This is a genomic window from Thermostichus sp. OS-CIW-26 (assembly GCF_054058395.1).
In genome coordinates, this window is the sequence record NZ_JBSSAG010000010.1 from 23,779 (window position 1) to 45,900 (window position 22,122).

Genomic DNA, 22,122 nt, shown 5'->3' on the forward strand with positions numbered 1-22,122 from the left:
ACTCGATACTTGCGAAACGGCTGGAAAGCTCACCTGGCAAGCGGTCACCGAGCATTGGGGCCAGACGATAAGCAGGGAGAGGAGCAGTTCTTTCCTCTTCAAATTTCAGACAGCAGTGAAACAGCTCATTTCCCCAATTGCGCTGTCGGGCTTTCGCTGCGGTACACCTTGGCCCCGACACTGCGCAGCTTTTCATCAATGGCTTCGTAGCCCCGGTCGATGTAGTGCAATCCGTGGATCGTGGAGCAGCCTTCAGCCGCCAGACCGGCCAACACCAGGGCTGCACCCGCCCGCAGGTCGGCGGCCACCACCGGAGCGCCGGAAAGGGACGGCACCCCTCGGATCAGGGCCACTCGGTTCTTCAGGCGAATATCGGCTCCCATGCGATTCAGCTCGGGAATGTGGTGCATGCGGTTTTCAAACACTGTCTCCTCAATGGTGCAACTGCCCTCGCTCAAGGCGGCCAAGGCCATGATCGGCGCCTGCACATCGGTGGGGAAACCGGGATAGGGCAGCGTTTGAATATCGGTTGCCTGACAGAGCCAGCCTGAGCTCAGTTGAGCTGGGGCAATGCGCAACCGGTTTGGGCCTTCCTCTTCCACCCGCAGCCCCATCGCTTGCAACTTGGCGATCACCGCCCGCAGATGATCGGGAATGACAGGGCCAACCGTGAGGTGAGAGCGGGTAATGGCCCCGGCAATGAGATAGGTGCTGGCCTCGATGCGGTCGGGAATGACCGTGTACTCTGTTCCATGCAAGCGGGGCACCCCTACCACCACAACCGTATTGGTGCCGACACCGCGAATGCGGGCCCCCATGGCTTGACAAAAGCGGGCCAGATCCGCCACCTCCGGCTCTTGGGCGGCGTTCTCGATCACCGTTTCTCCATCCGCCAGCGTAGCGGCCATCATCAAGGTCTCGGTGGCACCGACGCTGGGATAGTCCAGGTAAATTCGGGTTCCCAACAATTTACGGGCATAGGCATGAACCACCCCATGCTCGATTTGGACCGTTGCCCCCAAGGCTTGCAGACCCCGCACATGCAGATCCACGGGACGAGACCCGATCGCACAGCCACCGGGCAGGGGAACTCTGGCCACCCCCAGCCGCGCCAACAGAGGCCCTATGATGAAAAAGCTGGCCCGCAACTGGCTGACCAATTCATAAGGGGCTTGAGAGGTTTTGAGGGAGCTGGCATCCAGGTCCAGGGTATTGCCAACATGGGAAACCTTAACTCCCAGCGTGGCCAGGATCTGCCCCATGCGTTCAATGTCCAGCAGACGCGGCACGTTGTGAATTCGACAGGCCTCAGGAGCCAAGATGGCCCCGGCCATCAGCGCCAAGGCAGAGTTTTTTGCCCCGCCAATAGGGATGTGACCACTCAGGGTCTGCTTGCCAATGATTTTCAGCACTGGCCCCATCATCTCTGGCGCGGTTGCCATGCCGGTCTGGGGCGGCGTCAGGCCAGCCTCTAGGGGATCCGCCCCGCTGACGCGATTGTCAAAACCTTTCAATCTCCCTCCTCACCCACAAAAAATAGGCGAACCCTTCTCAGAGAATACTCTGGGGATCACAGCAGCGGCTAAACTCGCAAGCCAAATTGGGTGTGAGGAAGAAGTTCCCATGGCTGTGCTTCTATCCTGCAGCAGCGGACAGGGGAGCGGCTAGGCCAGTTCACCAGATGCAGGCTCTCAGCGAAGGCAACTGGGGGGCAGCCCAACAGCAGGGGGCGGTATGATGGATGCTCAGGGGAAGTGCTTGCAAGGAAAACAGGAAGGAGACAGCCGATGATCGCCACTCAAGTCTCTGCCCAAGAGTTGTTTCGGGCCGCCTATGAAAACCGCTACACCTGGGATCCCGCTTTCCCGGGCTACAGCGCCGAGGTCACCTATTGGGATGGGGAGCGCACATTCGTTGGGCAGGTGCGAGTGGGGGCAGACCTAAAGGCCACCGTTACGGGCGTAGAAGATGAGGAAGCTCGAAAAGCCATTCACAACCAACTTTGGGAGATTGCCATTCACCGGGTGCGCCGCAGCTTCGACGAGACCCATGGGAACAACACCTTCCGTTACGGCCAAACCCTGCCCGATGGCACAGTGGAGATCCTGGTGGGGGGCAAAGCCGAAGGGGATCGCTACCACGTGCGCGATAACCAGGTTACTATGGTGCACCGGCATATCCACGGAGTGGTGGTTACCATCCACACCTTCAGCAGCCACGATACCGGCGAAGGCTATCTTTCCCACCGCTACGATTCCGTCTATCACGATCCCCAAACGGGCGAGCAAAAAGGCGGGCGCAGCCAATTCGAGGATCTGTACACAAAAGTGGGCAAGTATTACATCCTCTCGGAGCGGCGTATCCAGACGGAGACGGAAACCGGCCCTGTGGAGAAGCGCTTCACCTTCAGCAACTTGACCTTGCTGGACACTGGGGCGTGAGCGACCCGGCATTGACCCCAGCAGGGTAGGGGGCCAGCTCTCCCGTTCGTCACTGTTGGGCAGCTACCGGGAGGCTGAGTTCACGCCCTTCTTGGCGGCCAAGCCTTTCTCGATAACGGGAAAGCCGATCTGTAGGCTTTCAAGCTTTGTTGCAGAACGATCCTCCCGGTTAGAAAAAGCAAGAGAGCCTGAGCTATGCTTTGAATATTCTCCCGCCTGCGATTGGCATGGACAACACCACAGCAAGACCCGACCCGGATGCCGAAGCCCCCATTGGTGCCCCTGACCTGATCATTCGCCCCGCCCAACTGGGGGATCTGGAGGCTGTGGAAGAGATTTTGGCGCAAGCCTTTGATGAAGAGTACAGCAGCCGCTCGGTGGATATTCGTCGCCAAGTGCGGCGGTTGCGCCAGTGGTATGGGCCCCTGAAAACCCTGACCCTGTTTCCCAATCGCTTCCAGCACATGTTTACAGTGCATGTGGCGGAGCTGAAGGGCAAGATTCAGGGGGTGATTCAGGTTTCTCCCTTCAACCATTCCCGCAGCACCTGGCGGGTCGATCATATCGCAGTGGCGCCCTCTGCCCAGCGACAGGGGGTGGGATCCCGGCTGCTCAAGCACTGCATGGAGCACTTTCGGGAAGCTCGCACCTGGATCCTGGAGGTGAACATCCACAACAAGGGGGCAATGGCGCTCTACCGGCGCAACGGCTTCCAACCCTTGGCTCAGATCACCTACTGGTCGATTCCAGCCGATATTCTGGCAGCTCTCAGCCAGCACGAGCCCAAATTGCCCAACCTGGTGCCGGTGACCAACCGGGATGCCTATGCCATCTACCAACTGGATACGGGATCCATGCCGGCCACTGTGCGCCAGGTGTACGACCGCGAGGTGAACGATTTTCGCACTAGCCCACTGGATTGGCTTTTGGAGCAGGCCAAATGCGCCATTAGCCAGACGGAGCGGGTGGAAGTGTGTGTTTACGAGCCCGAACGCAAAACCGCCATCGGCTACTTCAACTTGAAGTTGGATCGCACCGGGCAGCAACCTCATGTGGCCAAGCTTACGGTTCACCCTGCCTACACTTGGCTTTACCCCGAACTCATGGCCAAGATGGCCCAGCTTACTCAGGCTCATCCGCCGCAATCTCTGGCCTTGGCCTCCACCGATTACCAGCCGGAACGGGAGGAGTTCTTGCTGAAGCTGGGAGCCCAGGATGTAGAGCGGACGTTGCTGATGTCGCGTTCGGTGTGGCACAAAATCCGCGAAAGCCGCCTCTTTACCTGGGATAGTGCTTATCTCAACGCGATGCTGCGGGGATTACAGGTGAAGCAGCCGGTGCCGGAGCGGTTTGAGGGGCCGCCGGAGGGCTGGGTAGAGCATCACTTTCATCCCATCAGCCCAACTGAGCCGGATCCCAGCTCTGGTCGCGTCGGCGGTGTGGAGCATGACTCTAGTCAATGATACGCTGGACTATACTGAAAATAATGTACAGTATGTTCAGTATGTCTGCTTGGTATGGCTAGGTATGTAAAACCGAGAGAAGCGGCGGATTATTTCGGGGTGTGTCTCCACACTTTGAGGCGATGGGAACAGAAGGGCTGGATCAAAGCAATACGTACGCCATCCGGTAGGGCGAGAAGGTATGACCTCGACAGCTACATCAGAACGCCAAAGAAAGTCAAACGAGTCGTTTTGTACGCCCGAGTCAGCAGCCGAGGGCAGAAGCCAGACTTGGAGAGACAGATTGCAAGACTGGTTAACCTCTATCCTGGAGCCGAAGTGGTCGGAGAGATTGGCGGCGGTCTCGACTTCAAAAGACCGAAGTTCCTTGCCTTATTGGAACGAGTTCGTGCGGGAGATGTCGGAACAATTGTGGTCGCTCACCGGGATCGACTCTGCCGGTTTGGATTTGAGTTCGTTGAGTGGTACTGCCGTCAATACGGATGCGAAATCTTGGTTCTCGATGACGATCACCTTTCTCCCCAACAGGAACTGGTTGAGGATATCCTCACCATCCTGCACTGCTTCAGCAGTCGGCTCTACGGACTCAGGAAATATCGGGCTGCAATCGAGAAAGATAAGGATTTATCCGGAACCAGCGCTGGCTAAGGCTTGGAAGCATTGGCAAGCGGCATGCCGGTACTGCTACAACCAAGCGATTGCCTATCAGCGTCAGCATGGTGCTCCAAGAACGGCCAGAAAGCTGCGGGACATCATCCTGCGCTCCGACCTGCCTGGGTGGGTGAAGGACGCCCCCTGCCACATCAAGCAGAACGCGGTCGTCGAGGCGTGGTTGGCGTTTCGCCGAAGCAAAGACGCGAGGTTTCGCAGTGTGCGGGACAGGTCGCATACGCTGCAATTCAACGCCGGCAACTTTCGCAATGGGACGTGGTATCCGAAACTCACCCGAGGTTTGGCGTTCCGTGCATCCGAGGAGATGCCCAGAGAATGGGCACGTGGAACTGAGCTAATGCGGGCGAAAGACAGATGGTATGCTATCTTTCCTGAGCCCGTGAACGAGCAGTGTTCGTTAGCAAAGGGGGTTGTTGCGCTTGACCCTGGGGTAAGAAGCTTCCTTACAGGGTTTGATGGGGCAGGTTTTGTAAATATTGCCAAGGGGGACTTTGGCAGGATCGTTCGGCTGTGCTACCACCTAGACGATCTGCAGTCTAGGCTGAGTAAAGCACCGAGACCCAAGCGTAGGCGAATGCGGCAAGCGGCGTTTCGTCTGCGGGAGAGAATCAGGAACTTGGTGGACGAGTGCCATCGCAAGGTAGCGGCGTTCCTAACGGATAACTACCGATTGATATTCCTCCCCACTTTCGAGTCAGCCAAGATGGTTGCCAAGGCAGGGAGGAAGTTTGGTAGCAAGACGGCAAGGGCGATGCTCACCTGGGCGCACTATCGGTTCAAGCAGTTCCTGAAGTTTCAAGCCAAGAAGAAAAACGTGGTCGTCGTGGAAGTATCGGAAGCGTACACCAGCAAAACCTGTACCAAGTGCGGGCACATCCACACCAAGTTGGGTGGCGCAAAGGTGTTTAGATGCCCAAAGTGCAACCATAGGCTACCACGGGATTGGCAAGGCGCTCTGGGTGTTATGCTCAGAGCTTTGCGGGATACCGCCTTTCTGTTCGGAAACGGACAGAATGCTATCGCTTCACCGTTGAGCAGTAATGCTCAGCAGTGTTCAGCGTAAATGTATCAGACTCCCAATCTGAGGCTTCTCCACCCCCTAGCTAAGGGAGAGAGAGCCCCAATCCTGGCTTGCTTGCACCTTGCGAAAAACGGATGAAAGACCCGAAGGGCAATTCTACTGCAGATCCCTCTTGGCGGGCGCTGATTCAGGCGGCACTGCACCGGAACCGTAGCGATCCCGGTGTGCGGTATTTGCAATTGGCCACGGTGGATCCCCAGGGGCATCCGCGCAACCGCACGGTCGTTTTCCGGGGGTTTTTGGGCGATACCGATCGCATTCAATTGGCGGTGGATAGTCGCAGCGAGAAGATCCGACAAATTGCCCACTGCCCCCAAGCCCAGATCTGCTGGTATTTCTGCAAAACCCGCGAGCAATTCCGCATCGCTGGCACCCTTGAGGCCATCGCCGCCGATCATCCGGATCCCCAGGCCCAGCGCCAGCGGCAGCAGTTGTGGCAACAGATATCGGAAAAAGGACGGCTCCTCTGGTTTTGGCCGGAACCCAAAGGGCCGCTCGCCCCGCCAGAGGCTTTTATTCAAGAGTTGCCGAAAGAGAAAGATCCGCTGCCCCCGCAGACTTTTGTGGCATTACTGCTGGAGCCAACGGAGGTGGATCACTTGCAGCTTAAGGGAGATCAGATCTATCCCCAATTGCGGACGGTGTACGAGCGCACTTCCAAAGGGTGGCAGCGTCAGGCCGTGAATCCCTGAAGGCGATCCAAACTTGCTTAGCTTGGTCTGGAGTGGGGGATCCCTTCTTTCCTTGACGTTCCCCGAAAGTCCAAAGAATAGAGGAATGGACGTGTTAACGTAGCTGAACGATCGTGTTCTGCACGGTGGGGGCGTTATCCTCTGATGGAACTCTGTACGCGTATGGCTGGTCTATCAGGGGTAGGGCAGCAGTTGATGCCTTTTGTCTAACTCGACACGTATCACTTTGGCTTGCAGTGGTCTCGATGTGCGTCTTGATCTGCTCATTCGCTCAGGCTGTTGCCTCTTTTTTCGCCGGCGGCCCATTGCTGAACAGAGCTTTGAGGGGCAAGGGATCCCTAGTGTTGTCTGTCGCTTTGGTTGGGGTAGGGGTTCTTGTGCAGGGATTGAGAGCACAAACTCTGGAGAAACCGATGCTGGAAGCCTTGGAAGATTCTGTTGAGGGGAATGTTATCCCTGTTCTGCCCTCAGAGCCTGTCTTATCCCCCCAGGCTGCCCCCACCTCCGCCCGTACGGGACCCTTTCGGGTCGGCAATCGCACGCCCCATCCGGTTCGGCTGGTGATCTTGATGCGCAGCGGCGAACGGATGATCAATCCGGAAACGGCCCACTGGGACTTTGCCCCTGGAGAGGGGGGGAGCGAGGGATTGCTGCTGAGCTTGGGAGAGGAACCGCTGCAAATCGGCCCCGGAGACATTGTGGTGGCTTTCGCCCTGGATGGAACCCGCCGCTATTGGGGGCCCAATGTGGTGGGAGAGTCTCTGGCCCCGTTTTGGGATGGGGAGAGCGGCTCCTGGTCGATGATCTTGCAGCCTTAGGGTGCTGATACATTTACGCTGAACACTGCTGAACATCACTGTTCAACTATGCAGCGATAGCATTCTGTTTGTTTCCATTCGCGTCAGCGGGACGGAGTCCGAACAGAATGGCGGTATCCCGCAAAGCTTTGAGTAGAATACCCAAAGCGCAGTTTCCGTGTCGTCTTACTACCAATTTTCTGCTTTGCTTTGGCTACCATGTTGGCAGACTCGAAAGTAAACAGAAAGATCAACTGGTAGTAATCCGTACTGAACATATTATACATTATTTTCAGTATAGTTGAGCTTATTATTGACTAGAGTCATGCTCCGCGCGCAGCTTGGACATTTGCAGCGGTCACCTCAAACTCCTCTGGGGCAACTTCTCCATTCCTCACTCTTCTGGGCCAAAGGGGGAGGATCCAAGCAACAGAACATTTTGAGAACAGTCTCCAAACCATAGTCATTTCAAGCTAGATTGAGACACTCCCCAAGCGCTCTGTGCCGCTGCCGCGACCAACCCCAGCTCTTCTCCCAGAGAGAGAGGGAAGTTAGGGAACAATGCAACAGAAATGTTTCATTCCTGTTTAATAATGACTACACAAGTGGCTGCGCAGTTTATAGCTCTGTAGGGTGTTGGCCAGCAGCATCGTTACCGTCATCGGCCCTACGCCTCCCGGTACGGGCGTGATGGCAGCGGCCAGCTCTTTGACCGCTTCATAGTCCACATCTCCCACCAATTGCTCGGCTCCGGTGGGGGTCTCGATGCGGTTGATGCCAACGTCGATGACCACCGCGCCGGGTTTCACCATGTCTGCCCTCAATAGGCGGGGGCGGCCCACGGCCATCACCACAATGTCGGCGGCGCGGGTCACTTCTGCCAAGTCGGGGGTGCGGGAGTGGGCTAGGGTGACCGTCGCATCGGCGGCCAACAACATCAAGCTCAAGGGCTTGCCCACCAAGATGCTGCGACCGACCACCACTGCCTTTCGGCCTGCAATCGGGATCCCTTCTGCCTGCAACAGGCGCATCACGCCCAAAGGGGTACAACTGCGTAGGCCGGGCTCGCCGCGCAACAGCCGGCCCAGGTTGAGGGGATGGAGTCCATCCACATCTTTGTCGGGATTGATGGCCAGAAGGGGGGGGATGGGATCCCAGCCGGGGGGCAGGGGCAGTTGGACGAGGATGCCATCCACCCGCTCGTCCTGATTGAGTTGGTCGATGGTGTCGAGCAAATGGGCAGGGGAGTCTTGGGCGGAAAAATGTCGGCCAAAAGAAGCAATGCCCAACCGCTCACAGGCCCGCTCTTTGCCACGCACGTAAGCCGCACTGGCGGGATCCTCTCCAACCCGCAGCACTGCCAATCCCGGTGGCCGCCCCACCTGGGGTATCCAAGCTTGCACTTGGGCGGCCATCTCCGCTTGCAAGCGGGCGGCTAAGGCTTTGCCATCGAGGATCTTTGCGGGCATGGGGGCGCAAGGATAAAGACAACCATCCAACGACCATCCATAGTGAAGCAGAATGGCGACAGCAGTGCAGGGGGAATGATCAGGTGGGATCCCTATGATTCGGGCAGGTCTTCTTCCTCTTGGCCCAATTCCTCGATGATGATCTCCACCTGCTGCCGCTTTTGCTCTAAAAAGTCCGCGCAGGTTTTCAGGGTTTGGGCGGCCTGTTGAAAGCGCTCCACCACTTCCGCCAGATCCAGTTCCCCCGATTCAATCTGGGCAATCAAAGTTTCCACCTCGGCAATGGCTGCTTCATAGCGCCACGGCTCCTCACGTTTGCGGCGGCTCATGGCTCTCCTCTACTCGTACCCATAGGCTTCCCGAGGCCAGTTGTATCATCAGGCGGGTTTGGGGAGGCAGGCGATGGGTGCGGATCAGGGATCCCTCTTCATCTCGCACCAAGGCATAGCCCCGTTTCAGAATGGCTTCGGGATCGAGCGCTTGGAGGCGATCTTGCAGGGCCTGTTGGTGCTGTTGGTGTTGCCGGAGGCGATGGCGCACGGCTTGGAGCAGGCGATGTTGGTGTTGGGTCAAGCGATCCTGAGCCTGTTGCAACAGCCGCTCTGGATGCACGTAAGCCAGGTGGTGTTGGGCCTGCTGCAAACGCTGCTGGGCTTTTTCCAAAGCTTGGCGAGTGCGTTCGATCAACTTCTGGCGCAACTGGGATCCCTGACGCTGCAATTCCCCCAGATCCGGCACGATCCGCTCGGCAGCTGCCGTTGGGGTATGGGCGGCGTAGTCGGCAGCGTAGTCAGCCAGGGTTTCATCCCGCTGGTGGCCAATCCCGGTGACCACCGGGATCCGACATTCGGCAATGGCTCGCACCACCCGCTCATCGTTAAAACAGGCCAAATCTTCGCTGGCTCCACCGCCCCGCGCCAAAAGAAGCACTTCCGCCCGCCCATCCTGTTCCACCCGGCGAATGGCCCGCACAATTGATTCCGGGGCCGCCTCCCCTTGCACTTGAGCTGGGGAGAACAGCACCCGTAGCCCGGGGTAGCGCTGGTTGAGGGTGCGCCGAATATCTCCCCAGCCGGCAGCGTGGGGGGAACTGACGACGGCAATGCACTGGGGGTGAACAGGCAGAGGTCGTTGGTTATCGAACAAGCCCTCAGCACTGAGGCGGGCCTTGAGCTGTTGAAATCGCAACGCCAACAGCCCTTCCCCGGCAGGCAGCAATTGCCAGATGACGAGGCGATAATGGCTGCCGCCACTGTAGATGCCGATTTGCCCAAGGGCGAGCACCTGCTGCCCCACTTCCGGCCAGAAGCTGAGCCTGGAAGTTTGGCCCTGCCAGACCACCCCCTTGAGAACGTCACCGGTTTCCGGATCGGTCAGGGTCAAGAACAGGTGGCCATTGCGGTTGCGCTGGCAACTGGATACTTCCCCGCTCACCCACAGCCTGACCAAGTAGGGATCCCCGGCCAGCAGCGATTTCAAATAACGGGACACTCCCCCCACCGAGAGCAGGGGAGCTTCATCCGTGAGCAAAAACTCCATCCCACTGCTGCGGGCGGCCAAAGTCACTTCTGAAGGGACAGGATCGCGCATCCAGGGTTCTCGAATAGCGATGGGACTTGTCGGGATCCCATCTAGAATAGGCGACAACCGGGCGAGAGAGGAGGTGAGCTGGCGGGTGACCTTCGCCCAGTGGCTGGGGCTAGGGGCGCTGTTGGGCCTGCTAGTTCTGCTTTGGCAGATCCGGCAGATCCTGCTGTTGGTGTTCGCGGCCATTGTGTTGGCAGTAGCATTGGATACCTTGGCCCAGATCCCACAGCGCTACGGCTTTCGGCGTGGCCCCTCAATTGTCATCACCAGTTTGACGGTTTTGGTGGCCGCGATCTTGGTGGGGCTAATCGTGGTGCCCCCCCTGGCAGAGCAGTTGCGGCGGCTGTTTACCGATGGGGTGCCCGCCGGGATCGTGCAAGCGCAGCGACTGTTCGAGAGCTTGATCCTCTCTTTGCCGACGGATATTGAGCTGCCGACGCTGCGGGAATTGGCCAATAGCTTGGTGCCCCAGGCCACCGAGTTGGTGCGACAGGTGCGCGACTTTTTCTCCGAGTCCTTCACTGCCTTTTTTGGCACCCTGCTCAACCTATTGTTTGTAATCATCCTCACCATTTTGTTGTTGGCGGATCCCCAAGCCTACAGTCGCGCTTTTGTCTCGGTTTTCCCGGCCTTTTACCGTCCCCGCATTCGCTACATCCTCAAGCGCTGTGAGCTGGCGCTGCGAGGGTGGCTGATGGGGATCCTGTTTACCAGCACCTTGGTGATGCTGCTGAGTGGGATCGGGCTGTGGATTTTGGGGGTGCCCCTGATCTTGGCCAATGCGGTGCTGGCGGGATTGTTCAACTTCATCCCCAATATCGGCCCCACCTTAAGCGTGGTAGCCCCCATGCTGGTAGCCCTCACGGATGCCCCTTGGAAGTCCTTGGCAGTGCTGGGGCTGTATATCCTGATCCAGCAGTTGGAAAGCAGCGTCTTCACCCCCATCGTTATGTCCCGACAGGTGTCGCTCCTGCCCGCCCTAACCCTAGTAGCTCAAGTTACTTCAGCCTTTTTCTTTGGGGTGCTGGGCCTGTTCCTGGCCGTGCCTTTGGCGGCAATCCTGCAGGTGTGGATTCAGGAGGTGCTAATTCGGGATGTCCTGGATCCCTGGCAGGGATCCCGATTGCGGCCCTTGCTCAGGTTGGAAAGTGGAGAGAATGGGATCCAGAGCTCCACCCAGGATCCCATCCCGCCGCCGCAATCGGTGCGAGATGGTTAAGGGAGCAATGCTCCTGACTTGGCTCAGCCACACCAGCCTAGCTACGCGACCAAGAGAGCAGAAAGCGGTTCTTGCCCTGAAGGACTTGACCGGTATAAAGGCCCCGCACCGCTATCGCGAGCGAGAATCCAACAAGCGGCAACCGTGCGCCCAGGCAGAGGGGCATTGGGAGAACAGTGAGACCTACGGCCCGCTGCGCGAAGGGCATTCTATCAACTTTCTATCAACTCAAGGACTCCGTCCCGCTATTGCTCACCTGGCAAGGCCGGACTGTGGAGTCCCGGCGGGAAAAGCCGCAACCCCTGCTGGCGCACTCGCCGCTCCTGGAAAGGGATAGGGGTCACGCGCGGCAAAGGCGTAGCCACAGGCTGGGGAGTTGAAGTGGGCACAGCTTGCGGAGAGGGCTCTGGGCTGGGCTCAGGCGTAAGCTCAGGTTCAGGAGTGGCCACCACGGGCGGTGGCGTTGGAACAGCCGGGATCCCCTCTGGTGTCGGACGGGGGCGGCCCAGTTGAAAGCGCGGCTGGCGACGAGGTGCAAGCGTGGGCGTCGCCTCTGGCGTTGGCGTCGGAGTGGGTGTGGGTGTGGGCGTCGGGCTGGGTGTTGGCGTCGGAGTAGGAGTGGGCGTGGGTGTCGGAGTTGGCGTTGGCGTCGGAGTAGGAGTGGGCGTGGGTGTCGGAGTTGGTGTTGGCGTCGGAGTAGGAGTGGGCGTGGGTGTCGGAGTTGGTGTTGGCGTCGGAGTAGGAGTGGGCGTGGGTTCCGGAGTCGGCGTGGGTGTGGGCTGCGGCTGCACAATGGCGAGGGCCTCTTCGGCTTTTAGCTCCCCCCGAACCAGCTTGGAGAGGGTATCTTGGCCGCCAGGGGTGTAGGTGATCTCGCGGGCGGCGCTGTTGAACACATTGCGGATGGGATCCCCTTTGCTGTCCACCAGTTCCAGCACCATCACATTGCGACCGGGCCTGAAGCCCTTCAGATAAAAAGACTCCCAGCGATCCAGCAGGCCAGATTGGCCGTTGAGGGTGTAGCGGATCCGCCAGTCCCGTGGCAAGTCACTCAACAGGCTCTCCCGCACTGGGGCATTGGCCAGCCAGAAATCCACCAAGATTGGCTCGGCCCCGTAGCTGCCTGTGGGGCAGTTGTAGGTGAGCAGGGGCAGTTGCGGCTGTGGCACGTACTCGGGGGTGGGAGCTAGCACGTGGAAGCTAACCTGGGCATAGGCTTCAGAGTTTTTGAAGCTCTCGTGCCAGGGTTTGCCGGCAAACACCCGCAGAGTATGGGATCCCGGCTCCAAATCCTTGAAAACGAGGGGAGCATCGGCATCGTAATGGGCGATGTAGGGACGGTTGTCCAGCACCACGTGCAGATGAGGGCCAAGACCCAATTGCGGATCTTGGAAAAGCGGATACCCTTGCACCGCGAAGCGAACGGTTACCTGCCGCTCTGACAACACCTCACCTGGCTTGGGGCTGAGGATCTGAACTTGCGGGCGATAGTACTGCAAATGGGCATCCAGCTTGGCAATCTCCGGGGGAACCGGCACGCGCTCTAGCTGGGGAAGCTGTTCCTGCGGGGGTTTAGGCGGGGATCCCCCACAAGAGGCCAAAACGAGGGCGGCCAACAGACAGATCCACCATCTCAACAACCCCCACCTTCTCAACCTGGCATTTCCCGCGTGTTCTTGCATGAGCCTTACATCCCAATGCTCTTTGTATCCTGCCGAGCCGCAGACAAGCCATCCCCACATTACCAGCATGTGTCCTTTGGGGAAGATCCCTTCCCCCGCCCTAGAATGGGATCAACTGGCCTGGCTCAAGCCGGGTCGGAGACACTTTTGAGGTCGTGTATGGCTCTGTTGGCGATAACAGCTCTTGCGGGCATGGATCTGGCCCAGTGGCAAGCTCTGCTCAACAACGTGGCGTTTGCCATTTCTCTGGGGGCCATGCTGTTCTACTGGGGTGGGGCAGCTTTTCCCCAGGTGCAGCTTTTGGCCGAATTGGGCCTAGCGGGGATGATCGGGGCAAACTTGACGATGGCCGCCCTGTTGACGGCCCGCTGGATCGATGCAGGCTACTTCCCCTTGAGTAATCTGTACGAGTCTTTGTTTTTCCTGGCCTGGGGGATCACCGCTTTGCACCTGCTGGCCCTCCACTGGAGCCGCAGCCGCTGGGTGGGGGTCATGACTGCCCCAGTTGTAACCGGGATCGTAGCCTTTGCTGCCTTGGTGCTGCCGGAAGATATGCAGGTGGCCCAGCCCCTCGTGCCGGCTTTGCAATCCAACTGGCTGATGATGCACGTGACTGTGATGTTGCTGGCCTACGCGGCGCTGCTGGTGGGATCCCTTCTCTCCATCAGCTTTCTCATCGTCACTCGCGGTCAGGATGTCCATCTCAAGGGCAACTCCCTCGGCCTGCAATTTCGCCCTCCCCAACCCCAAACCCATCCCGAATGGGCGGAAGCCACCCTGCCTTCCCCGGCTTCAGAACTGGCCTATGCCGGCCTCCGCTCCCCCCGCCCTGCCCCCTCGTCGGCTGAGCTCCCTCCCCAACCGGCCCCAGAAGGGATCCCCTGGCAACGGCTGAGCCTGGCAGAAATCTTGGACAACACCAGCTACCGGCTGATCGGGCTGGGGTTCCCCCTGCTCACCATCGGCATTATTGCCGGCGCCGTTTGGGCCAACGAAGCCTGGGGTACCTACTGGAGCTGGGATCCGAAAGAAACCTGGGCTTTAATTACCTGGTTGGTCTTCGCTGCCTATTTGCATGCCCGCATCACCAAAGGCTGGCAAGGCAGACGCCCCGCCCTCTTGGCCAGCTTGGGTTTTGGAGTGGTTTGGGTATGTTACCTGGGGGTCAACTTTCTGGGCAAAGGCTTACACAGCTATGGCTGGTTTTTCTAAGAAACCGATCCCCGTTTATGAGTATCCTGGTGCTGGCAAGCCGTAGTGGATCCCTTCGAGGAGAAAAACGATGCGACTGTTCAACTACCTGATCTTGTTTTCAGCCCTCCTGGCCATTGCCCTCTTTGCCATGCAAAACGCCACCCCGGTCACGGTTACTTTTGCCCCTGGCGTCAGCATCGAAAGCCCTCTGGTGATGGAACTTCTGGCTGCTGCTGGGATTGGGGCCGCCCTCGCCTGGCTGTATAGCCTCTGGATGCGCGTACAGTTCAGCATCGAAGCCCGGGAAAAAAATCGGCAACTGCAGGAGAAGGAGGTCACCATCACCGAACTCAAGGAAATGGTGGTGGAGCTGGAAGCCAAAGTGAAGCAACTGCCTCCCAGCAAGCGTGCCGAACCCCAAGAGGACATCCAGGATGTGAAAGAAGTGGCCACCGAGGGATCCCCTGCCTAGAATCTCCAGGTTGACCCACAGTCCGTTGAGGTAGAATTGAACTTCTACTTGCCCCTCTCCTTAGCTCATACTTCCTATGCAGGTTATCCAAGAAAAACGCCCTGGCAGCCGGGTCGGTCTCAAAATCGTGGTAGAAGCCGACCGGGTGAAGCGCTCCTACGAAAAAACCTTGCGTCAACTGGAGCAGAATATCCAAATTCCGGGATTCCGCAAGGGCAAGGCCCCCCGCAACCTCGTTGTGCGGCAGGTGGGCCGCGAGCGCATCATGGCCAGTGCTGTGGATGACCTGATCAGCGAGGCCATTCAACAGGCTTTCAAGGAAGCTCAGCTCACCCCCATTAGCCGGTTCGAGCTGGATGACGAGGTGGGGCAGCTCTTGGCTCAGTTCAACCCCGAAGCAGACTTCAGCTTCTCGGGATACGTTGAGGTGTACCCCGAAGCTCGCGTTGGCCAATACAAAGGGCTGACCGTCACGGCAACCCGCGTTGACGTCAAGCCTGAACAAATTGACCAGCTCATCGACCGGTGGCGGGATCAGCGGGCCACCCTCCTGCCGGTAGAAGATCGGCCTGCTCAGTTGGGGGATGTGGTGGTGATCGATTTTGAGGCCCGCGATGCAGAAGGCAATCCCCTCGACGAGATGACCACCCAGGACTTCCAGCTGGAACTCAAGGAAGACAACTTCATCCCCGGTTTTGTGGCGGGCATCGTGGGCATGCAGCTCGACGAAACCAAGGAGATCGCAGCCACCTTCCCCGACGACTACTTCAGAAAAGAGTTGGCCGGGAAAACGGTTACCTTCACTGTCTGCCTGAGGGAGATCAAGGCCAAAGAGCTGCCCGAATTGGATGATGCCTTTGTGCAAGAGATCAGCAGCTTTCAAACAGTAGCCGAGTTGCGGGAACACCTGCAAAAGCGCCTCGAACAGGATGCCCTGAGACAATCCGAGGAGAACCTCGAAACCGCCATCCTCAACGCCATCTTGGAGACTACTGAGGTGGATTTGCCGGAAACCCTCATCGAACAAGAAACGACACAACTGCTGGCCCAGAGTCTCCAGGCCCTGCGGCAGGAAGGCATCAAGCCGGGGGAGCTCCGTAAGTTCTTGTCCGAGTTGCCTCCCGAAACCCTTAACCAGTTGAAAGAGCGCCACCGACCCGAAGCCATCGACCGGCTGCGGCGCACCTTGGCCCTGAGCGCCATCGTTCGGCAAGAGCAAATTGCCGTAGGTTCCACGGAGTTGGACGTGGAGGTGGAAGAGGTGATGGCGGCCTATGCCCAGCAAGGCCAAAAGCTGGATCGGGAACGAGTACGCCAAGCCGTCTATGAAGGCTTGCTGACCGACAAGGTGATGGCTTGGCTGAAGTCTCAGACCACGGTCAACTGGGTCGATAGCGAGGGGAATCCAACCCAGGCGCCCACTTCTTTGGCAGGCTCGGAGGAGAAGGTTGAAGTGCCAGAGGCCGAGTTTGAGGCCGATGAGCCAGAAGCAGAGGTATCTGGGATCCCTGAGGCAATTGAATCCTCATCAGAGACGGCTACGGGGGCGGAAACGGATGGAGAAGCTGCAGCTGCGGAAGCCGAGCCAGCTACAGAAAAGGCTGTAGAAGCATCCCCTGCTGAAACCCTCTCAGCCTCTGCGGCAGAGGCAACGCTCCCAGTTGAGGAGAAAGCGGCAGAGACCGCTACAGAGATCCCGGCAGCAGAAAAGCCCAAGCCGAGCAAAAAGGACAAAAAAGGCAAGTGAATGCGCTGGGGATTTTCTGGCTGAGGGCATTTCCTTCAAAAGCAAGGGGGCGCAGCCCCTAGTGTTCCAAGTCGCAAAAAATAGATATCTACCACTGCTGGCAGTGGCAAAGGGGAGCGTTTAGGGTTTATCCTATTCGCAACATCTGCAAGAGGGCAGGCTGCCATGAAGGGATTTGCGCGCGTACTTGGGGCTTGGGGGATCCTCACCCTGATCGCCGGGATCTCGCCCGGCAGCGCTGTGGGCCAATCGGCCTTGCCTCCTGTGCCCATCATGCCCTCGGATCCCCAAGGTTCGTTTCCCGATCCAGGGATCCCGGCAGCCCCTTCGCCTCCCCGTGAGCCGGTCGGGCTGGATCTCCGCCATCTGGTGGGATTGTTCATCAACGAGTCTTGGGGGGCGGGCAACCAAGCTGCTGCGGTTAGTTACAACGACCTCTACACCCGCCTGTTGGCCCGAAGCTACGGGGATCCCCGCCCCCCCATTGAGGTGGAGTACGAGTTCATTCAAGAGATCCTGCGGGAGTATGGGGATCCCGCCGATCGCTTCTGGGATCCGCAAGCTTTCAAGGACTTGCTCAACCGTCCCCGTCCTCCCGTACAAGCCCGCGGGATTGGCCCGCGCCAGGTTTATTTGGCAGTGCCGGATCTCACCCCAGCCACGGCTCAGCAGATCCGCCAAACCCTCTACACCCAAGACTACAGCCAGGGCATTGTCCTCGACCTGCGCGGAGCTGTGGGCTACGACCCCCAAGTGGTGGCCGATGTGGCGCGCCTATTTCTGCCCCGCTCCGTCCAGCCGCTGCTGATTACCGAAGACCGATTTGGGCAGCCCACCCTCTGGAACAGCGAAAATCTGCCCATTGCCGCCGGGATCCCGTTGGCCGTTCTGGTGGATGGTAACACCCGCCAGGGGGCCACCCTCTTGGCTGCCCAGTTGGGAGCCAGCGGCAGCACCCTCATTTTGGGGCAGCCCACCCAGGGCAGCGAACGACAAACCCGCTTCTTTGCTCTCCCCTCCGGCGCGGCGGTGGAACTGGCCGTGGCCACCTGGAAAACAGGGGATGGTCGCTCTTTGGAGCGGGGTCTGGTGCCCTTGCAGACCGTGGAAGGAGATGACAATGCTTGGCTGAATGCCGGCCTGCAAGCGCTGGCCTTGCCCCCACGGCGACCCACCCTGCCCCCACGGCCTACCGTGCTGGTGCAAGAGGGTCGAGTCGGTCGCTTTGAGCTGGGCATGGATACCCGCAACGTGGATACCCACCTGCTGGGCAATGTCGATCAGATCCCAGCGGCCTCTGGAGCCAATGTGTTTCAGCCCAACAGCGACCTGAAGATCTTTTACCTACAAGACTACATCCTCTTCACCTACCGTCATCCGGGCATTGTGGATAGCTTTTTCGCCAACCGCATCTACACCACCCACCCGGAAGCCATGACCGGCGAAGGGATCCGCATCGGCTCCACCTATTCGGAAGTGATCGCCGTTTACGGTGGGCCCGGCGAGAACGGCTACAACGAGGTGGTACCCTATCCCAAGGGAAGCCGAGAATATCTGCGCGACGACCGCTACTACGTCAACTACGATGCCCTGGGCCTGGCCTTTGCCTTTGAGGTGGGATCCAACCAGGTCACGGCCATTGGCCTGTTCAAGCCGGGGAGCTGAAGGCGAGGGCAACTGGGGAATCTCTGTTGGCTTGCCAGAGGGTTCGGGGATCCCGCCCATCTCCACGTTGTCCCCTGCCGGAGAAAAGTTAATCGATTGTTAATCTTTTTGTCCTGATCTCTCAACATCGCCCGGAGCGATGCGGTAGATTAGTGCAGCAACCCCCGCAAAGGGGATTTTTTGTGCCATCTACGGACTGTAGGAGAAGCTCTTGGCAAACGTCGTGGTTGTCGGTGCCCAGTGGGGCGATGAAGGAAAAGGGAAGATCACCGACCTCCTCAGTGAAAAGGCCCATGTGGTCGTCCGCTATCAAGGTGGGGTGAATGCAGGGCATACCCTGGTGGTGGGGGGCCAAACCTTCAAGCTACACTTGATCCCCTCTGGCATTCTCTACCCCGACAAACGCTGCATCATCGCCAGCGGCACGGTGATCGATCCCGAGGTTCTGCTGGCCGAGATCGACCAACTGCATCAATTGGGCATTTCCACCGACAACCTGTTCATTGCCGAAACGGCCCACGTCACCCTGCCCTACCACCGGGTCATCGACATCGCAGAAGAGGAGCGGCGTGGCATTTACCGGCTGGGCACCACCGGCCGGGGCATTGGTCCCACCTATGCCGACAAGGCCGAGCGCATGGGCATTCGCGTCGTGGACTTGATGTACCCTGACCAGCTGCGGGAACGCCTCAGTTGGGCCATTCCCTACAAAAATGTCTTGCTGGAAAAGATCTATAACTTGCCGCCCTTGGATCCCGAGCCAATTATCGAGCAATACCTGGCCTATGCCGAGCGGCTGCGCCCCTATGTTACCGACGCTGCTCTGCTTCTGACCCAAGCCATCGAAGATCGGGAGAACATCCTGTTTGAAGGGGCTCAAGGCACCCTGTTGGATCTCGACTACGGCACCTACCCCTACGTCACCTCCTCCCATCCCATTGCCGGTGGCGCTTGTATTGGCGCTGGGATCGGCCCCACCAGCATTGACCGGGTGATCGGGGTGGCCAAAGCCTACACCACCCGCGTTGGCGAAGGCCCTTTCCCCACCGAGCTCAAAGATGAGATCGGGGCGTACCTGGGGGCAACCGGTGCTGAATTTGGCACCACCACAGGGCGACAACGGCGCTGCGGCTGGTTTGACGGGGTAATTGGGCGCTACGCGGTGCGAATCAATGGCCTAGACTGCCTGGCCATCACCAAACTGGATGTGCTGGATGGCTTGGATGAGATCAAGGTGTGCGTGGCCTACGAGTACCAGGGGCGGGAAATTCGTCACTTTCCCAGCGATGCCCGGGTTTTCGCCCAGTGCAAACCCATCTACGAAACCCTGCCGGGCTGGAAATGTTCCACCAAAGATTGCCGCTCCATCCAAGACTTGCCCCCCGAAGCCCATGATTACCTGAAGTTTTTGGCACAGTTGATGCAGGTGCCGATTGCCATTGTTTCTCTGGGGGCCAGCCGCGACCAGACGATTATCGTCGAGGATCCCATCCACGGCCCCAAGCGGGCCCTTCTCTACCCCAATGGTGGCAAGCGCGCCCACGCCCTCATGCCCGACTGAGTGGGCTCAAGAACAATTGGGAACAAGGGCAATCATAGGGCAATCATTAACAATGTAGTGATCAAATGCTCAGTAATGATCAATGTGAGTTAAGTTATGGTCATTTCAGGTTAGGGTGAAACGCCTAAGCTACGGAGAAAAGCCTTCCGGCCCTGTGCGTTCAACGTCTTAGGTGTGGATGCAGTGTCCTAGTTTATAGTCATTTAAGAGGGAATAAAACTGTTCCGTTGTCTTGCTTCCCAGCTCCTCACTGCCGAGCGAATAGGAAGCGTCTTAATCTAACTTGAAATGACTCTAATGGTTTGAGAAAAACAATATTGCCGCAGTTGGGCCAGTTCTACCTCACTGAGATCTTGCCACTGGCCAGGAGCAAGCCCCGCCAGAGAGAGGGGCCCCAGTCCAACCCGAACCAACCGCAAAGTTGGGATCCCAACAGCAGCAGTCATGCGGCGCACCTGACGATTGCGACCCTCCTGCAGCGTCAGTTCCAGCCAGGTGGTGGGGATGGAGCGGCGAAAGCGGATGGGGGGATCCCGTGGCGGCAGGGTGGGTTCCTCAGCCAAGACCTTAACCTGGGCCGGGCGCGTTTTTCGCCCTTGGATGATCAGCCCCTGTTGCAGCTGTTGCAGGGCTTGGGGGGTGGGGATCCCTTCCACCTGAACCCAGTAGATGCGCTCATGGCCGAACTTGGGATCGATCAAGCGGGCATTGAGGCGACCATCATCGGTCAGCAGGAGCAGCCCTTCGCTGTCGCGATCCAGTCGCCCCACCGGATAAACCCTGGGCACCGGGATAAAAGACTGGAGGGTGGGCCGTCCCTCTCGGTCGGTGAATTGGGTGAGCACGCCATAGGGCTTGTAGAACTTGAGATAGCGCATGACACACAAAACAACAAAACTGTGAACCCAACCTTTCCAATCTTTAAGATTTGGCAGAAGGATTTGGCAGAGCGGCTTCAACGGTAAGATCAAGCCTTAAGGAGCAATATCCCTCCATCGCCAGCAGCGTTTGACGGGGCTCACCCCATGACCATAGACAACAACTTACTCTGGGTTTTGGTTGGAACAGCAGGGCTCTCTCTCCTCAGCTTGGTGTACGTGCTGGTGGATGAGGGCAACAAACGTCGCCGCTACGAACAGCAAAAGGAAAAAGAAGCTGCTCAGCCACCTGCGGTTGTTCCTGCAGAAGAAGCCGGGATCCCAGCTGCACCTCCTCCTTCTGCTCCTGAACCTGTTGCTGCTCAGCCCGCTTCAGCGCCACACACTGCTGACGGGTTCCCAGAAGCGTCGCGTAGCGATGACGAGGAGCCAGAAACCTCCCCGGAAGCGGTTCGCGCCAGCAGGACAGAGTCCTTGCCCAGCCCTGAGGACTCTGCTCTCCCCAAGGAGCCGGATGCAGGGCCTGACCCCGCAGAGGAAATGCCGAAAGATACCCCATAACAGTTTTTTTCGGTTCTGGGGAAGTTCTGGGGATAGATGGGATCCCCATCCCGCAAGAGGGGAGCTTCATGCCCTCATCAGGGTTTGCTCTCCGTAGCGCAGCATCATCTCCAAAGCCGCGAGACGGTTGCCCCAAACTTGAACTCGATAGGGGTTGCGCAGAGATTCCAGCCGCATCCAAGTGGCAAGATTGGTTTTCAAGTTGCCCAGTTGCTGACGGGCTTGTTCCAGGGCTTCCGGGGTGGGATCCGCTGCCAAGGCCGCCAGGGATCCCTGCACCCGCTCTATTTGCTCCATCCATTGGCTGTGCTCCCACAACCCCAACCGTTTCTGCTCGAGCAAAAACATCCACTCCTGCCGCAGCGCCTGGAAGCGATCCCGAACAGCCCCAAAGGGATCCCGATAGGGAATGCGAGTCGAGGCAATGGCGGAGGACCTGAGGATGGCTTCCAGCTCTGGGGTAAGCTGCCGCACCGAGAATAAAGCAAACCCCCCGGTGGGCAAATCCCGGCTTGAGCAACGGTTAGGCGATTCACGTTTGGCAAAAAGACTGTGCTGCGCCCCCGCAAACCTGCTGGCTCGATCCCGTCGATCACCTGGTAGCTGAGGCCGCTCTGCTACAGTTGCCGCTCGATATTGGCCCAGTTCTGCCCTGGCAAGCGTACCACCGTCAGAAAGTGCTCCGCAGCGGGGACAGCGCTTTGGCCGTGGGCAACCGGGGATCCCGTCCAAACCAGCAGACCCACCCAGAGGAAACCCAGACAAACTGCCGGGGGCTTGAAGGATCTTAAGATGAACCCCCAGAAACGATCCCTCACCATCCCAGACCAGCCTGCTTGAGGACTCCGTCCCGCCAAAGGACTGGGGAACCGAACCGCCAACAGCATTGGATCTCCTTTCTTTGAAGACCATCCGTCAGGAGCGCGGATATGAACCTGCAC

The 22,122-nt window shown here is 58.6% G+C and carries 21 protein-coding genes and 1 pseudogene; 13 read left to right on the forward strand and 9 right to left on the reverse strand.

Annotation, left to right across the window (positions count from 1 at the left end; all coding sequences use genetic code 11):
• Positions 1-125 precede the first annotated feature (125 nt).
• Complete coding sequence (murA, locus tag ACVW0C_RS06185; protein WP_414342656.1) at positions 126-1,442, reverse strand: UDP-N-acetylglucosamine 1-carboxyvinyltransferase; 1,317 nt, start codon at positions 1,440-1,442, stop codon at positions 126-128.
• Positions 1,443-1,787: 345 nt separating this feature from the next.
• On the opposite strand from murA, the gene ACVW0C_RS06190 reads away from it, so the two are divergent.
• From ACVW0C_RS06190 to ACVW0C_RS06215, 6 genes are all read left to right on the forward strand, one after another.
• Positions 1,788-2,441 (forward strand): DUF3386 domain-containing protein, encoded by a 654-nt coding sequence (locus tag ACVW0C_RS06190; protein ID WP_011431766.1) that lies wholly within the window; start codon positions 1,788-1,790, stop codon positions 2,439-2,441.
• Between the two features lie 227 nt (positions 2,442-2,668).
• Complete coding sequence (locus ACVW0C_RS06195; RefSeq protein WP_457384652.1) at positions 2,669-3,904, forward strand: GNAT family N-acetyltransferase; 1,236 nt, start codon at positions 2,669-2,671, stop codon at positions 3,902-3,904.
• A gap of 54 nt (positions 3,905-3,958) precedes the next feature.
• Complete coding sequence (locus ACVW0C_RS06200; RefSeq protein ID WP_457384653.1) at positions 3,959-4,552, forward strand: IS607 family transposase; 594 nt, start codon at positions 3,959-3,961, stop codon at positions 4,550-4,552.
• Positions 4,440-5,639 (forward strand): RNA-guided endonuclease InsQ/TnpB family protein, encoded by a 1,200-nt coding sequence (locus ACVW0C_RS06205; protein ID WP_457384654.1) that lies wholly within the window; start codon positions 4,440-4,442, stop codon positions 5,637-5,639. The genes ACVW0C_RS06200 and ACVW0C_RS06205 overlap by 113 nt, the downstream gene beginning before the upstream one ends.
• 92 nt (positions 5,640-5,731) lie before the next feature.
• The gene (locus ACVW0C_RS06210) at positions 5,732-6,349 is read left to right on the forward strand and encodes an Npun_F5749 family FMN-dependent PPOX-type flavoprotein (RefSeq protein WP_457384655.1); all 618 of its coding nucleotides are present in this window, start codon (positions 5,732-5,734) and stop codon (positions 6,347-6,349) included.
• A 413-nt stretch (positions 6,350-6,762) separates the two neighbouring features.
• Entirely contained in the window at positions 6,763-7,167 is a 405-nt protein-coding gene (locus tag ACVW0C_RS06215) for a hypothetical protein (protein ID WP_414423876.1), read from the forward strand.
• A gap of 46 nt (positions 7,168-7,213) precedes the next feature.
• On the opposite strand, the pseudogene ACVW0C_RS06220 reads toward ACVW0C_RS06215, so the two are convergent.
• From ACVW0C_RS06220 to xseA, 4 genes and pseudogenes are all read right to left on the reverse strand, one after another.
• Positions 7,214-7,421: pseudogene (locus ACVW0C_RS06220) on the reverse strand (hypothetical protein); the annotation flags it as partial.
• A 312-nt stretch (positions 7,422-7,733) separates the two neighbouring features.
• A complete protein-coding gene (folD, locus tag ACVW0C_RS06225) occupies positions 7,734-8,615 on the reverse strand; it encodes a bifunctional methylenetetrahydrofolate dehydrogenase/methenyltetrahydrofolate cyclohydrolase FolD (RefSeq protein ID WP_011431762.1) in 882 nt (293 codons plus the stop codon).
• Between the two features lie 92 nt (positions 8,616-8,707).
• Entirely contained in the window at positions 8,708-8,944 is a 237-nt protein-coding gene (xseB, locus tag ACVW0C_RS06230) for an exodeoxyribonuclease VII small subunit (RefSeq protein WP_457384656.1), read from the reverse strand.
• Positions 8,925-10,154, reverse strand: a complete 1,230-nt coding sequence (xseA, locus tag ACVW0C_RS06235; RefSeq protein WP_457384679.1) for an exodeoxyribonuclease VII large subunit — start codon at positions 10,152-10,154, stop codon at positions 8,925-8,927. Before xseA ends, xseB begins: the two co-directional genes overlap by 20 nt.
• Positions 10,155-10,278: 124 nt before the next feature.
• On the opposite strand from xseA, the gene ACVW0C_RS06240 reads away from it, so the two are divergent.
• The gene (locus ACVW0C_RS06240; protein WP_414357479.1) at positions 10,279-11,421 is read left to right on the forward strand and encodes an AI-2E family transporter; all 1,143 of its coding nucleotides are present in this window, start codon (positions 10,279-10,281) and stop codon (positions 11,419-11,421) included.
• Positions 11,422-11,666: 245 nt separating this feature from the next.
• Here the strand turns inward: ACVW0C_RS06240 and ACVW0C_RS06245 are convergent, their stop codons facing one another.
• Positions 11,667-13,037 (reverse strand): hypothetical protein, encoded by a 1,371-nt coding sequence (locus ACVW0C_RS06245; protein WP_457384657.1) that lies wholly within the window; start codon positions 13,035-13,037, stop codon positions 11,667-11,669.
• A gap of 225 nt (positions 13,038-13,262) precedes the next feature.
• Between ACVW0C_RS06245 and ccsB the strand changes: the two genes are divergently transcribed.
• The 5 genes from ccsB (at position 13,263) to ACVW0C_RS06270 (ending at position 19,742) form a co-directional block, all read left to right on the forward strand.
• On the forward strand, positions 13,263-14,315 hold the full coding sequence (gene ccsB, locus ACVW0C_RS06250; RefSeq protein ID WP_457384658.1) for a c-type cytochrome biogenesis protein CcsB: 1,053 nt from the start codon (positions 13,263-13,265) through the stop codon (positions 14,313-14,315).
• 70 nt (positions 14,316-14,385) lie between these two features.
• Positions 14,386-14,769, forward strand: a complete 384-nt coding sequence (locus ACVW0C_RS06255) for a lipopolysaccharide assembly protein LapA domain-containing protein (protein ID WP_414384315.1) — start codon at positions 14,386-14,388, stop codon at positions 14,767-14,769.
• A 76-nt stretch (positions 14,770-14,845) separates the two neighbouring features.
• The gene (tig, locus tag ACVW0C_RS06260) at positions 14,846-16,516 is read left to right on the forward strand and encodes a trigger factor (protein WP_457384659.1); all 1,671 of its coding nucleotides are present in this window, start codon (positions 14,846-14,848) and stop codon (positions 16,514-16,516) included.
• A 165-nt stretch (positions 16,517-16,681) separates the two neighbouring features.
• A complete protein-coding gene (locus ACVW0C_RS06265) occupies positions 16,682-18,181 on the forward strand; it encodes a S41 family peptidase (RefSeq protein ID WP_457384660.1) in 1,500 nt (499 codons plus the stop codon).
• A 211-nt stretch (positions 18,182-18,392) separates the two neighbouring features.
• Positions 18,393-19,742 (forward strand): adenylosuccinate synthase, encoded by a 1,350-nt coding sequence (locus tag ACVW0C_RS06270; RefSeq protein ID WP_011431751.1) that lies wholly within the window; start codon positions 18,393-18,395, stop codon positions 19,740-19,742.
• Positions 19,743-20,020: 278 nt separating this feature from the next.
• Here ACVW0C_RS06270 and ACVW0C_RS06275 read toward each other — a convergent pair whose 3' ends face one another.
• The gene (locus tag ACVW0C_RS06275) at positions 20,021-20,620 is read right to left on the reverse strand and encodes a pseudouridine synthase (protein ID WP_414422447.1); all 600 of its coding nucleotides are present in this window, start codon (positions 20,618-20,620) and stop codon (positions 20,021-20,023) included.
• A 147-nt stretch (positions 20,621-20,767) separates the two neighbouring features.
• Here ACVW0C_RS06275 and ACVW0C_RS06280 point away from each other — a divergent pair, with 147 nt between their 5' ends.
• Positions 20,768-21,181: a hypothetical protein gene (locus ACVW0C_RS06280; protein WP_414422448.1), complete on the forward strand. Its 414-nt coding sequence runs from the start codon at positions 20,768-20,770 to the stop codon at positions 21,179-21,181.
• 66 nt (positions 21,182-21,247) lie between these two features.
• On the opposite strand, the gene ACVW0C_RS06285 is transcribed toward ACVW0C_RS06280, so the two are convergent.
• Together ACVW0C_RS06285 and ACVW0C_RS06290 are read right to left on the reverse strand one after the other, a co-directional pair.
• Positions 21,248-21,655, reverse strand: coding sequence for a hypothetical protein (locus ACVW0C_RS06285; protein ID WP_457384661.1), 408 nt, complete (start codon positions 21,653-21,655; stop codon positions 21,248-21,250).
• Positions 21,656-21,798: 143 nt separating this feature from the next.
• On the reverse strand, positions 21,799-21,927 hold the full coding sequence (locus ACVW0C_RS06290; RefSeq protein ID WP_457384662.1) for a hypothetical protein: 129 nt from the start codon (positions 21,925-21,927) through the stop codon (positions 21,799-21,801).
• Positions 21,928-22,122 lie beyond the last annotated feature (195 nt).

What these genes read in the sequence shown, in the direction of transcription:
- ccsB (WP_457384658.1), top strand. Translation starts at nt 13,263, where the DNA reads ATGGCTCTGTTGGCGATAACAGCTCTTGCGGGCATGGATCTGGCCCAG.
- xseA (WP_457384679.1), bottom strand. Translation starts at nt 10,154, where the DNA reads ATGGAGTTTTTGCTCACGGATGAAGCTCCCCTGCTCTCGGTGGGGGGA.
- ACVW0C_RS06265 (WP_457384660.1), top strand. Translation starts at nt 16,682, where the DNA reads ATGAAGGGATTTGCGCGCGTACTTGGGGCTTGGGGGATCCTCACCCTG.
- ACVW0C_RS06215 (WP_414423876.1), top strand. Translation starts at nt 6,763, where the DNA reads ATGCTGGAAGCCTTGGAAGATTCTGTTGAGGGGAATGTTATCCCTGTT.
- tig (WP_457384659.1), top strand. Translation starts at nt 14,846, where the DNA reads ATGCAGGTTATCCAAGAAAAACGCCCTGGCAGCCGGGTCGGTCTCAAA.
- ACVW0C_RS06190 (WP_011431766.1), top strand. Translation starts at nt 1,788, where the DNA reads ATGATCGCCACTCAAGTCTCTGCCCAAGAGTTGTTTCGGGCCGCCTAT.
- ACVW0C_RS06280 (WP_414422448.1), top strand. Translation starts at nt 20,768, where the DNA reads ATGACCATAGACAACAACTTACTCTGGGTTTTGGTTGGAACAGCAGGG.
- murA (WP_414342656.1), bottom strand. Translation starts at nt 1,442, where the DNA reads ATGGCAACCGCGCCAGAGATGATGGGGCCAGTGCTGAAAATCATTGGC.
- ACVW0C_RS06255 (WP_414384315.1), top strand. Translation starts at nt 14,386, where the DNA reads ATGCGACTGTTCAACTACCTGATCTTGTTTTCAGCCCTCCTGGCCATT.
- ACVW0C_RS06200 (WP_457384653.1), top strand. Translation starts at nt 3,959, where the DNA reads ATGGCTAGGTATGTAAAACCGAGAGAAGCGGCGGATTATTTCGGGGTG.
- ACVW0C_RS06275 (WP_414422447.1), bottom strand. Translation starts at nt 20,620, where the DNA reads ATGCGCTATCTCAAGTTCTACAAGCCCTATGGCGTGCTCACCCAATTC.
- ACVW0C_RS06195 (WP_457384652.1), top strand. Translation starts at nt 2,669, where the DNA reads ATGGACAACACCACAGCAAGACCCGACCCGGATGCCGAAGCCCCCATT.
- ACVW0C_RS06210 (WP_457384655.1), top strand. Translation starts at nt 5,732, where the DNA reads ATGAAAGACCCGAAGGGCAATTCTACTGCAGATCCCTCTTGGCGGGCG.
- xseB (WP_457384656.1), bottom strand. Translation starts at nt 8,944, where the DNA reads ATGAGCCGCCGCAAACGTGAGGAGCCGTGGCGCTATGAAGCAGCCATT.
- folD (WP_011431762.1), bottom strand. Translation starts at nt 8,615, where the DNA reads ATGCCCGCAAAGATCCTCGATGGCAAAGCCTTAGCCGCCCGCTTGCAA.